General features: G+C 73.5%; 9 protein-coding genes. 4 read left to right on the top strand and 5 right to left on the bottom strand.

The genetic code is table 11. The features are described 5' to 3' along the window. Positions 1-118 precede the first annotated feature (118 nt). The 3 genes from groL to JOF54_RS14425 form a co-directional block, all read right to left on the bottom strand. Positions 119-1,750 carry a chaperonin GroEL gene (gene groL, locus JOF54_RS14435; protein ID WP_210057061.1) on the bottom strand — a complete coding sequence of 544 codons (1,632 nt, stop codon included), beginning with the start codon at positions 1,748-1,750 and terminating at the stop codon, positions 119-121. 251 nt (positions 1,751-2,001) lie between these two features. Beyond that, positions 2,002-2,964, bottom strand: coding sequence for a type IV toxin-antitoxin system AbiEi family antitoxin domain-containing protein (locus tag JOF54_RS14430; RefSeq protein ID WP_210057059.1), 963 nt, complete (start codon positions 2,962-2,964; stop codon positions 2,002-2,004). A gap of 147 nt (positions 2,965-3,111) precedes the next feature. Beyond that, complete coding sequence (locus JOF54_RS14425; RefSeq protein ID WP_210057057.1) at positions 3,112-4,881, bottom strand: glycoside hydrolase family 3 protein; 1,770 nt, start codon at positions 4,879-4,881, stop codon at positions 3,112-3,114. 138 nt (positions 4,882-5,019) lie between these two features. On the opposite strand from JOF54_RS14425, the gene JOF54_RS14420 reads away from it, so the two are divergent. After that, complete coding sequence (locus tag JOF54_RS14420) at positions 5,020-6,474, top strand: MDR family MFS transporter (RefSeq protein WP_210057055.1); 1,455 nt, start codon at positions 5,020-5,022, stop codon at positions 6,472-6,474. A 10-nt stretch (positions 6,475-6,484) separates the two neighbouring features. Here JOF54_RS14420 and JOF54_RS14415 read toward each other — a convergent pair whose 3' ends face one another. Next, positions 6,485-7,858: a serine hydrolase domain-containing protein gene (locus JOF54_RS14415; RefSeq protein WP_210057053.1), complete on the bottom strand. Its 1,374-nt coding sequence runs from the start codon at positions 7,856-7,858 to the stop codon at positions 6,485-6,487. A gap of 81 nt (positions 7,859-7,939) precedes the next feature. Here JOF54_RS14415 and JOF54_RS14410 point away from each other — a divergent pair, with 81 nt between their 5' ends. Continuing rightward, positions 7,940-9,037: a baeRF2 domain-containing protein gene (locus JOF54_RS14410; RefSeq protein ID WP_210057051.1), complete on the top strand. Its 1,098-nt coding sequence runs from the start codon at positions 7,940-7,942 to the stop codon at positions 9,035-9,037. A gap of 30 nt (positions 9,038-9,067) precedes the next feature. Here the strand turns inward: JOF54_RS14410 and JOF54_RS14405 are convergent, their stop codons facing one another. Beyond that, positions 9,068-9,850, bottom strand: coding sequence for an HAD-IIA family hydrolase (locus JOF54_RS14405; RefSeq protein ID WP_210059582.1), 783 nt, complete (start codon positions 9,848-9,850; stop codon positions 9,068-9,070). 105 nt (positions 9,851-9,955) lie between these two features. Between JOF54_RS14405 and JOF54_RS14400 the strand changes: the two genes are divergently transcribed. Then, entirely contained in the window at positions 9,956-10,231 is a 276-nt protein-coding gene (locus JOF54_RS14400; protein ID WP_210057049.1) for a 2-oxoacid dehydrogenase subunit E2 family protein, read from the top strand. A gap of 123 nt (positions 10,232-10,354) precedes the next feature. Next, entirely contained in the window at positions 10,355-11,782 is a 1,428-nt protein-coding gene (locus JOF54_RS14395; protein WP_210057047.1) for a glucose-6-phosphate dehydrogenase, read from the top strand. Positions 11,783-11,826 lie beyond the last annotated feature (44 nt).

Raw genomic sequence — 11,826 nt, 5'->3', positions numbered from 1 at the left:
CCCTAGCGGTCCGCGCGCGCCGGGCACCGGCGCGACGGGCCCGGGAACGCCGAGAGGCGGCCCCCCGCAGGGGACCGCCTCCCGGTCTGTCGTGCTGTGGTGCTGGGTGGGGCTGGACTCAGAAGTCCATGCCGCCCATGCCACCGGACGGGTCGCCGCCGCCGGCCGGAGCAGCCTTCTCCGGCTTGTCGGCGATGACGGCCTCGGTGGTGAGGAACAGGGCCGCGATGGAGGCGGCGTTCTGCAGCGCAGAACGGGTCACCTTCGTCGGGTCCGGGACCCCGGCCTCGAGCAGGTTGACGTACTCGCCGGTGGCGGCGTTCAGGCCCTCGCCCGCGGGCAGGCCCTTGACCTTCTCCACCACGACGCCGCCCTCGAGGCCGGCGTTGATCGCGATCTGGCGCAGCGGGGCCTCGACGGCCACGCGGACGATCTGGGCGCCGATCTGCTCGTCGCCCTCCAGCTCCAGGGTCTGGAAGACCTTGGCGGCGGCCTGGACGAGAGCGACGCCACCACCGGCGACGATGCCCTCCTCGACGGCGGCCTTGGCGTTGCGCACCGCGTCCTCGATGCGGTGCTTGCGCTCCTTGAGCTCGACCTCGGTGGCCGCGCCGACCTTGATGACGGCGACGCCGCCGGCCAGCTTGGCCAGCCGCTCCTGCAGCTTCTCGCGGTCGTAGTCGGAGTCGGAGTTGTCGATCTCCGCGCGGATCTGGTTGACCCGGCCGGCGATGGCGTCGGAGTCGCCCGCGCCCTCGATGATCGTGGTCTCGTCCTTGGTGACCAGCACCTGGCGGGCCTGGCCCAGCAGCTCCAGCCCGACGCCGTCGAGCTTGAGGCCGACCTCCTCGGAGATGACCTGGCCACCGGTGAGGATGGCGATGTCGCCGAGCATGGCCTTGCGGCGGTCGCCGAAGCCCGGAGCCTTGACGGCGACGGACTTGAAGGTGCCGCGGATCTTGTTGACGATCAGCGCGGCCAGCGCCTCGCCGTCCACGTCCTCGGCGATCACGACGAGCGGCTTGCCGGCCTGGATGACCTTCTCCAGCAGCGGCAGGACGTCCTTGAGGTTCGAGACCTTCGAGTTGACGATCAGCACGTAGGGGTCGTCGAGGACGGTCTCCATGCGCTCGGTGTCGGTGACGAAGTAGGGCGAGATGTAGCCCTTGTCGAACCGCATGCCCTCGGTGAGCTCGAGCTCCAGCCCGAAGGTGTTGGACTCGTCGACGGTGATGACACCTTCCTTGCCGACCTTGTCCATGGCCTCGGCGATGATCTCGCCGACCGTGGCGTCACCGGCGGAGATCGACGCGGTGGCGGCGATCTGCTCCTTGGTGTCGACGTCGACGGCGGTGTTCGCCAGCTCCTCGACGATGGCCGCGACGGCCTTCTCGATGCCCTTCTTGAGGGCCATCGGGTTGGCGCCGGCGGTCACGTTGCGCAGGCCCTCGCGGACCAGCGCCTGGGCCAGCACGGTGGCGGTGGTGGTGCCGTCGCCCGCGACGTCGTCGGTCTTCTTGGCGACCTCCTTGACGAGCTCGGCACCGATCTTCTCGTAGGGGTCCTCGAGCTCGATCTCCTTGGCGATGCTGACACCGTCGTTGGTGATCGTGGGGGCGCCCCACTTCTTCTCGAGCACGACGTTGCGGCCCTTGGGGCCGAGGGTGACCTTCACGGCGTCGGCGAGGATGTTCATCCCACGCTCGAGCCCGCGACGTGCCTCGGTGTTGAACGAAATGAGTTTGGGCATGTTCTCCGCGAGTCCTCCCGCGCGCCGGCGGCGGGACCGCCGGCTCGATGGCTGCTAGTTGTCGGTCCCTGAGCAGGTGCCCGCGACGGACGACCCCCGGAGAGGCCTCACACGCTCAGAGAGGTGGCACTCACGCTAGGAGAGTGCTAACCAATGTTTAGCACTCTCCCCTACCGAGTGCAAACACCCCTCCCCCTCCGACTCTCGACGACGGACTGTGTGAGCTGACGAGGTGATGACACCGCGTCAGCTCACACGATCATCCCGACGACCCGTCGGCAGCGGTGGCAGCGCCGGGGCTCGTCGTCCCAGCCCCGCCGCGCGAGGACCACCCCCAGCTGGGCCGCCACGGCGCAGGAGCGGTCAGCGACGTCGTGCCAGCCGTAGCGCAGCGTGAGCTCGCCCGCGACCGTCGCCGCGTTGTCGCGGTCCAGGTCGCGGAAGCGCCCGGCTCCCTCGTGGCCCAGGCGGCCGTCCAGCTCGACGACGACGGCGAACTCCTCGTAGAGCACGTCCCGGACGGCGCCGGAGTGACCGGCGCGGTGCTGCCGGACGCCGCGCGGCAGGCCGTGCGCCCGTTCGACCTGGTGCAGGTAGGCGATCTCCAGCGGCGTCTCCGCCCCGTCGGCCACGTCGTCGAGGAGGGCCTCGACCAGGCGGCGGTGCCGGAGCCGGGCACGGCCGGCCGCCGCCCGGCGCAGCCGCACCACCGTCGTCCGCCTCTGCTGGACGGCCGAGGCGACCAGGCCCTGCACCTCCCGGGCGCTCGTCGCCCGGTCGACGAGGTCCAGCACCGTGTCCTCGACGGTGGTCCGCGAGAGCACGCCCACCGAGCGCTGCTCGCGCACACCCGGTCGCTCCCGACGGAACGTCCACGGCCAGCGGTCCCGGACCTGACGGTCGAACGGGACGAGCACCTCGACGGTCGCCGGCGGTTCGGCCAGCAGCCCGTGCAGGTGGGCGGCCGCCTCCCCGGCCAGCCGGGCGTGCGGACCGCCGACCAGCAGGCCGGCCCACGCCTGCGCCCGCCAGGGCGGTGCGCCGAGGCCGAGGTAGAAGACGCCGGGGGCCAGCCGCTGCCACTGCGCCTCCGCCAGCCGCCGGACGGCCCAGGGGCCGACGCCGAGGTCAGCGGCCTGGCCCAGGGTCAGCACCCCGTCCTGCGCCTCCGCGAGCGAGAGCAGGCGGGCATCGGGTTCCTGTCGTGCGCGCACGGCCGGATCCTCCGCACCCGGACGCCGGCGCGTCGCCGTCTCAGCCCTCTGTGCACCGCCCTCGGGGCCCTCTCCCAGCCTGTGCACCGGTGCACAGCGACGACCGTGTGAGTTGGCGAGGTGATGACACCTCGCCAACTCACACAGTCAGGCCTGCAGGCCGTCGCCGAAGCGGAAGAGCGGGTCGGCGGTGTCGAAGGGGACGTCGCTGCGGCTGGCCTCGACGGCCTCGACCGACGACGGGAGGTCGAACGGCAGCCGGCCCCGGGCCTGCGCCCGGCCCAGCAGGACGTCGACCAGGGCGTCGTCGGAGGCGCCGTAGTCGACCAGCAGCGCCGCGGCGGCGCCCGCCAGCTCGGGCACGACGGCCGGGCGGTCGAGGTAGAGGTCGACGACGGTGGGAACGGCCGCGCAGACGGCGAGCAGCCGGTCCCGCTCCGCGGGGGCGAAGGCCAGCGAGCCGGCGTGGAACATCGACTCGAAGCGGCCGGGCCGCGGCTCGAAGGGCGCGGCGAGGCGGAGGACGGCGACGTCGGCGTCGGCCGGGTCGTCCACCAACCGGCCGAGCCGGGCGGCCGCCTCGGAGCGGAAGCCCTCGACGTAGACGGCCAGCCCCTCGGCCAGCGGCAGGGCGGCCAAGCCGTCGACCGCGGCGGTGAGCCGGGTGATCGAGGCCCGCTGCGCAGCCGCGCCGGCCGCGACGAAGTCCTCCCGGCCGATGGTGGCCAGGGCGTGCTCGACGTCGAGCGGGTCGGCGTCGAAGAGGCCGAGGACGAACTTCTCGCGCAGCAGCCGACGCACCGAGACGTCCAGCCGGTCCTCGCCGACGACGCCGGAGCGGACCAGCTGGACGACCAGCTCGGGGCAGCTCTCGCCGCCGAACTGGTCGACGCCGGCCTCCAGGGCCCGCGCCACCCGCTCGGCCGGGCTCAGCTCCTCGATCCCCCACGCCCGCGCGGGCATCGGCTCGCCGGCGAAGGTCGAGTCGGTGACCAGGCCCCAGTCGGTGCAGACGATCCCGTCGAAGCCCAGCTCCTGGCGCAGCAGGCCGGTGATCACGGGCCGGTTGAAGGCGAACCCGACCTCCTCCCAGTCCGTCCCGACCGGCATCCCGTAGTACGGCATGACCTGCGAGGTCCCCGCCTCCAGCGCCGCCCGGAACGGGGCGAGGTGGTACTCCTGCCGGCCACCCGGGTAGACCTGCTCGCGGCCGTACGCGAAGTGCGGGTCCTCCCCGTCCAGCTGCGGGCCGCCGCCCGGGAAGTGCTTGGTCATCGTGGCCACCGAGTCCGGCCCCAGCCGCTCGCCCTGGAAGCCGCGCACGTAGGCACGGACGAGGTCGGCGGTGAGGTCGGCGTCCTCGCCGAACGTCATCCCGATCCGCGCCCACCGGTACTCGGTGGCCAGGTCGACCTGCGGGTGCAGCGCCACCCGGAACCCGCCGGCGACGTACTCCTGCCGGGCGGTGTCGGCGAACTGCTCCACCAGCGCCGGGTCGCGGAGGGCGGCGAACCCCAGCGACTCGGGCCAGGCCGAGAAGGTGCCGGCGAGCGCCGCGGTGCCGGCGTTGTCGGTGAAGGCGTGCCGCGGGTCGGTGGAGAGGCTGACCGGGATGCCGAGCCCGGTGGAGGCCGCCACCTCCTGCAGCCGGTTGTACCAGCCGACGAGGTCCCGCACGCTCTGCGGCGAGCCGAGGAGGTTGAAGTGCGTCATCCGCAGCTCCTGCACCGCCCGGACCGTGGCGGGGCGGCCGATCATGTTGTCCTCGCCGACCAGCGTCGCGTCCGGGCCGATGAGCACCATGTCGTGGAACAGCAGCCCCGCCTTGTCCTCCAGGCTCATCCGGCCCAGCAGGTCCTCGACCCGCTGCTCGGGGCTCAGCGACGGGTCGCGGTAGGGGGCGTCGGGTTGGGTCATCGGCGGACTCCTTCGTCGGGCGCGCACGGCGCCGGTCCCGGTCATCCTCGCGGACCCCGCACGCCCGGGGCGAGGCGCGGGGCCCGGCTGACAACATAGAGCGGGAATGCACAGCCTGCTGTCAGGGTTGGTCCCACCATGGCCGACACCCAGACGCGCCCGATCACCCGTGCCGACGTCGGCCTGCGGTCGGCCCGCGGACCCGTCCTGCTGTCGGTGATGCTCAGCGTCGGGCTGGTGGCCATCGACTCGACGATCTTGGCCACGGCCGTGCCGGCCATCGTCGACGACCTGGGCGGCTTCGCGCAGTTCCCCTGGCTGTTCTCGATCTACCTGCTGGCCCAGGCGGTCTGCGTCCCGATCTTCGCCAAGCTCAGCGACCTCTTCGGCCGCAAGCCGGTCATGCTCGCCGGCATCGCGCTGTTCGTGCTCGGCTCGGTCCTCTGCGGGCTGGCCTGGAGCATGCCCGCGCTGATCGCCTTCCGCGCCGTGCAGGGCCTGGGCGCCGGGGCCGTGCAGCCCACCGCCATGACGATCATCGGCGACATCTACACCGTGGCCGAGCGCGCCAAGGTGCAGGGCTACGTGGCCAGCGTCTGGGCGATCTCCTCGGTCGTCGGGCCCACCCTGGGCGGGGTCTTCGTCGACTTCCTCGACTGGCGCCTCATCTTCTTCGTCAACGTCCCGCTGGGGGCGCTGGCCGCCTGGTTCCTCTACCGCCGCTTCACCGAGGACGTCAGCAAGGCCGAGCACACCATCGACTACGGCGGCGCCGCGCTGCTGGCCGTCGGCACCTCGCTGCTGGTGCTGGGCCTGCTCGAGGGCGGCGTGCAGTGGCCGTGGCTGTCGGTCCCCGGCGTCGGCGTGCTCGCCGTCGCCGTCGCCGCCCTGGTGGCCTTCGCCCTCGTCGAGCGGCGGGCGGCCGAGCCGGTCATCCCGCCGTGGGTCTTGCGCAGCCGGCTGCTCAACACCACGAACCTGGCCAGCCTGTCCATCGGCGTCGTGCTCATCGGGCTGACCTCCTACGTCCCGCTCTACGTCCAGGGCGTGCTCGGCGAGAACGCGCTCGTCGCCGGCTTCGCGCTGGCCGCGCTGACCCTCGGCTGGCCGATCGCCGCCTCCTCGGCGGGGCGGATCTACCTGCGGATCGGCTTCCGGCTGACCGCCCTCGCCGGCTGCGCGATCATCCTCGTCGGCGTCGCCCTGCTCGTGCTGATCAGCCCCGGGAGCTCGGTGTGGGCGGTCGCCGGCACCTGCTTCGTCATCGGCCTCGGCATGGGCCTCACCGCCAGCCCGACGCTGATCGCGGGCCAGGCGGCGGCCGAGTGGGCCGTCCGCGGCGTGGTCACGGGCACCAACATGTTCGCCCGCTCGATGGGCAGCGCCGTCGGGATCGCCGTCTTCGGCGCGGTCGCCAACGCCTCGCTGGCCCGCAGCGGCGGCGGCACGGTGTCCACCACCGCCGCCGGCATCCCGGCCTCGGCGCTCGACCCGGCGCTGCACGCGGTCTTCCTCGGCACCGCGGCCGTCGCGGTCGTGCTGACCGCGGCCGTGCTGCTGATGCCGAAGACGCCCCCGCTCGGCGAGCGCTGAGCGTCCGGGACTAGCCGACGCCCAGCCGGTGGCCGGGTCCGCCCGGCAGGTCGGGCAGCGGGTCGAACGTCATCCCGCCGTAGCGGATCCCGCTGCCGACGCGGGTGACGGGCTCGCCGACGGACCCGTAGCCCGCCCCCTCGGCGATGAGCAGCCGGTCGCCGTCCTCGACCAGCTCGTCGCGGGCCTCCAGCGGCGCCCACTCCGTGCAACCGAGGCTGCGCAGCCGGCCGCCGACGGCCGCGACGTCCAGCACGCCCCAGGCGTTGGCGTAGCGGCCGGTCCAGGCGCGGGCGGAGGCCGTCGGCTCCCCGCCGGCCTCCGCCGCCGCGGCCAGGATCTGGGCGATGCCGCGGGCCAGCGGGGTGGCCGGGCCGTCGATGGCGTTGGTGAGCACCGAGACGGTGAGCCCGCTGCGCGGGTCGACCAGCGTCTTGGTGATGTGGCCCGGGTAGCCGCCGGAGTGGCCGACGAAGACCTGCTCGCCGACCTTCTCCCGCACCATCCCCCAGCCGTAGCCCGAGCCGTCGTCGGCACGCGGGTCGCCGGCGCTGACCAGCCGCTGCTGCAGCCGCTTGGTGCGGTCGGCGAGCAGCCGGTCGTCGCCGAGGACGTGCGCACCGAAGTAGGTGACGAGGTCGTGCGCGGTCGAGGTGAAGCCGGTCGCGGCCGCCATCGCCCCGGTGCCGACGTGCGGGACGGCCCGCCGGCGGGCCGCGGTGTGCAGCCCGGTGTGCCCGGCGGCGTAGTCCCCGGCGCGCTCGGCCCAGTGGTCGGCGACGGTGTCCGCGAGGCCGAGCGGCTCGGTGATGCCGTGCCGGGCCGCGTCGGCGAAGGTCTCCCCGGTGACCGCCTCCACGACCAGGCCCAGCAGGGAGTAGCCGACGTTGCTGTAGGCGAAGCGCTCACCGGGCGCGGTCTTGAGGCCGCCCTCGCGGGCCATCGCCAGCAGGGCGTCGACGTCCGGGAACGGCCGGTCCGCCTGCCAGTAGTCGGCGTCGCGGCCGTCGCGCAGGACGCCTCCGGTGTGCTCCAGCAGCTCGCGGACGACGACCCCGCCGAGCGGGTCGTCGGCCAGGGCCGGCACGTGGGTGCTGAGCGGGTCCTCCAGGCCCAGCCGGCCCTGCTCGACCAGCTGCAGCACCAGCGTCGCGGTGAAGGTCTTGGAGTGCGACGCGATCCGGAACAGGTGCCCGGTGGTCATGGCCACGTCGCCCTCGAGGTTGGCCCAGCCGTAGGCCCGGGAGAAGAAGGGGACGCCCGCCACGCCGAGCGCGACCTGCGCGCCCGGGGTCCGGGTGTGCCACAGCCGGAACGCGACCCACCGGTCGACCGCCTCCAGGGTCGCGGCGTCGGGCACGGGGGCGGGCTCGGGAGCGCTCATGCCCACATCATCGCCAGGGACGCGCGGGACCGGCCGCACGACCCCCGTTAGGGCCTCGGGGACGACGGGTAGGGGCCCGGCATGAAGCTGAACCGACTCGCCGACCTGTACGCCGATCCCGGTCCCTTCGCCAGCGCCTACGTCGAGGTGAGCCGCGAGCAGGAGGACGGCGACCGGCTCGCCGAGCTCCAGGCCCGCGCCGCCCGCGACGCGCTGGTGGAGCAGGGTGCCCCCGAGCCGCTGGCCCAGCAGGTGGCCGACCGGCTCGCCGCCAGCACCCACGAGGGCGGCACCGTCAGCCGCTGCGTCGTGGCCTCCGAGCGCGGCGTGCTGCTGGACGCGCTGACCCACCGGCACCACGCGCAGCCGACGGTGGCCTACGACGTGCTGCCCGACGTCACCGCCTGGCTGGCGGACGAGTCCCTGCTGGTCCCGCACGTCCTCGTGCTGGTCGACCACGAGGGGGGCCGGGTCACCACCTTCGGCTCGGACCCGGCGCACCCAGACCGCGAGGCCGATCTCCGGAAGGCCGACCCGAACGAGCACAAGTTCAAGGGCGGCGGCTGGGGCCACCTGCGCTACCAGCACAACACCGAGAACGTCTGGTACCACCGGGCCGAGGAGGTGGCGACCGAGCTCCGCCAGCAGCTCCAGGACGGCCCGGACCTCGTCGTGCTGGCCGGCGACCCCCAGTCCCGGCCCAAGCTGCTGGAGGCCCTCGGCGAGGTGCAGGCCACGGTCGTGCAGGTCGACGGCGGCAGCCGCTCGGCCGACGGCGGCGACGAGGCGTTGCAGGCCGCGGTGCTCGACGTGCTGCGCGAGCAGGTCGTGGCCCGCGGGGTGGCCGACCTGCACGAGCTCCGCGACCGGCTGGGCCAGGGCACCCGGGTCGCGACGGGGCTGTCCGAGGTGGTGCCCGCGCTGGTCCGCGGCCAGGTCGACCGGCTCTACCTCGACCCCGACGCCGCCGCCGAGCACGACCTGAGCGTCGACGCGTACCCCGGCCTCACCCTGGGCGCCGTCACCTCCACCGGGGAGCTGCGGGCCGACCGCGCCCTGGTGGCCGCCGCCTGCCTGACCGACGCTGACGTCGTGGTGGCCCGCACCAGCCGGCTGGTCGGCACCCCCGTCGCCGCGGTGCTGCGCTGGGACCAGAGCGCGGTGGGCGACACGGCCTGAGCCGGGCCTCCCGGTCGCGCTGGGGCCGGCTCAGTCGGCGCTGAGCTCGGAGAACTCGTCCGGGGCCAGCTGGGCGACCAGCGGGACGACGTCGGCGATCGAGTCCAGGACCCGCGTCGGCCGGTAGGGGAACCGGCTGACCTCCTCCGGACGGGTCGAGCCGGTGAGGACCAGCACGGTCCGCAGGCCGGCCTCGATGCCGGCGATCATGTCGGTGTCCATCCGGTCCCCGACCATGACGGTGGTCTCCGAGTGCGCCTCGATGGCGTTGAGGGCCGAGCGCATCATCAGCGGGTTCGGCTTGCCCACGAAGTAGGGCAGGGTGCCCGTCGCCCGGGTGATCAGCGCGGCCACCGAGCCGGTCGCGGGCAGCGGCCCCTCCGGTGAGGGCCCCGTCGCGTCCGGGTTGGTGGCGATGAAGCGGGCGCCCCGGTCGATGAGCCGGATGGCCCGGGTGATGGCCTCGAAGGAGTAGGTGCGGGTCTCCCCCAGCACCACGTAGTCGGGGTCGCGGTCGGTGAGCACGAACCCGACGTCGTGCAGCGCCGAGGTCATCCCGGCCTCGCCGATGACGTAGGCCGAGCCGCCCGCGTCCTGGTCGGCGAGGAACTGCGCGGTGGCCAGGGCCGAGGTCCAGATCGAGGCCTCCGGCACGTCGATGCCGCTGCCCAGCAGCCGGGCCCGCAGGTCGCGGGCGGTGAAGATCGAGTTGTTGGTCAGCACCAGGTAGGGCCGCTGGTGCTCCTGCAGAGCGGCGATGAAGTCGGCGGCGCCCGGCAGGGCCTGCTCCTCGTGCACGAGCACGCCGTCCATGTCGGTCAGCCAGCAGGCGACGGGTTTGGTGTCCACCCGGCCAGGCTCCCAGCCGGGCCCGCCGTCGTCCACCGGCCCTTGACGGAGCCGCCTAGCCTGGAGGCGATGACGCTCCTCCGGACCGCCGGCGCGCTGCTGCTCGCCGGCCTCGCCGCCACCGCCTGCACGGCGGGTGGCGAGCCGGTCAGCGCCCCGACGCCGGCCCCGGCCAGCAGCACCCCCGCGGCCGATCCGAGCGCCCCCGCCGGCCCCAGCGCCAGCCCGGTGCCCGAGGCCCGGCCGGTCGTCCGCGGCGGAGGCGGACCGGACGGCCTGACGGTGCGCTACCAGGACCGCAACGGCTCGACGAAGACGCTCCGCGTGGAGGACTTCCCGCGCTGAGCCCGGCCTGAGGACCGGCTGAGAGGCGGCTGTCCCGGACGGTGTGACGAGAGCCACCTGACAACGGTGTCCAGCGGTGGAGGCCCGCTCCGGGCGTCCGGGGACGGACGGCATACTGCTGGGGTGGCTGAGAACCAGACGTCCGAGCAGGGCTCCGCGAGCGACGAGCCGACCGTCATCATCCTCTACGGCGGGACCGGGGACCTGGCCAAGCGGCTGGTCCTGCCCGCGTTCTGGGAGCTCTACACCCGCGGCCTGCTGCCCAAGCGCTGGAAGCTCGTCGGCAACGGCCGCGGCGACGTCTCCCACCTGGACTTCCAGCAGCACATCTTCGACGCGCTGAGCGAGTTCGCCACCCCGCCCGAGGCCGAGGCCTGGAAGGGCTTCGCGCCCAACGTGCTGTTCGCCGGCGGCGGCTTCACCCACGACGACCCGGGCAGCCTGCTGGACGTCATCCGCGAGGCCGAGGACGACCTGGGCCAGGACCGCCGGATCATCCACTACCTGGCCATCCCGCCCTCGGCGTTCGAGAAGACCACCCGCGCCATCAAGGCGCACGACCTCGGCCCGGGCTCCAAGGCCGTCTACGAGAAGCCCTTCGGCGTCTCCCTGGACAGCTTCCACGAGCTGGACGAGCTGGTGCACTCGGTCTTCGACGAGGAGCAGGTGTACCGCATCGACCACTTCCTGGGGAAGGAGGCGACGCAGAACCTGCACCTGGTGCGCTTCAGCAACCGGCTGTTCAACGACACCTGGAGCAAGGAGCACCTCGCCCAGGTGCAGATCGACGTCCCCGAGACCCTGGACATCGCCGACCGCGCCGGCTTCTACGACGAGACCGGCGCCGCGCTGGACATGCTCGTCACCCACCTGTTCCAGGTGGCGGCGCAGGTGGCCATGGAGCCGCCGCTGAGCATGGCCGCCGAGGACCTGCAGGACGCCCGCGAGTCCGTCATCGCCGCGTTCCGACCGCTCGACCCCTCCGAGGTCGTGCTGGGGCAGTACCGCAGCTACCGCGCCACCGAGGGCGTGCCGGACGACTCCGACACCGACACCTTCGTCGCCGCCCGGCTGTGGATCGACACCGACCGCTGGCAGGGCGTCCCGTTCCTGCTGCGCACCGGCAAGATGATGGCCACCAGCGCCCAGCGGGTCAGCCTGATCTTCAAGCCGACCGACGGCCCGGTGCACTCCGGCGGCGCCAGCACCAACGCCCTGATCTTCGACCTCAAGGGCAACGGCGCGATCGAGATCCAGATGACGGTGAAGAAGCCCGGCCCCGAGCCCGTGCCGGCCGAGAGCTGCAGCACGCTGCACCTGGAGAACGTCTCCGCCGGCTCGATGACGGCCTACACCTCGCTGATCTACGACGTGTTCGCCGGCGACCGGTCGCTGTTCACCAGCTCCGCCGGCCTCGAGGCCGCCTTCCAGGCCTTCGCCCCGGTGCAGGCCGACACCCGCCCGGCCATCCAGCTCTACGACGACGGCAGCTGGGGCCCGGCCGCCGCCGACGCCCTCACCGGCGACGTCGGCTGGCTGCTCGGCAGCTGAGGCCGTCACGCCCCGAGCCCGCTCCCTGAGCCTGTCGAAGGGCC

It is taken from the genome of Microlunatus capsulatus (genome assembly GCF_017876495.1).
Taxonomy (GTDB): Bacteria; Actinomycetota; Actinomycetes; order Propionibacteriales; family Propionibacteriaceae; genus Microlunatus; species Microlunatus capsulatus.
The sequence above is the reverse complement of the archived record's forward strand: the minus strand, read 5'-3'. Positions and strand labels throughout refer to the sequence as shown.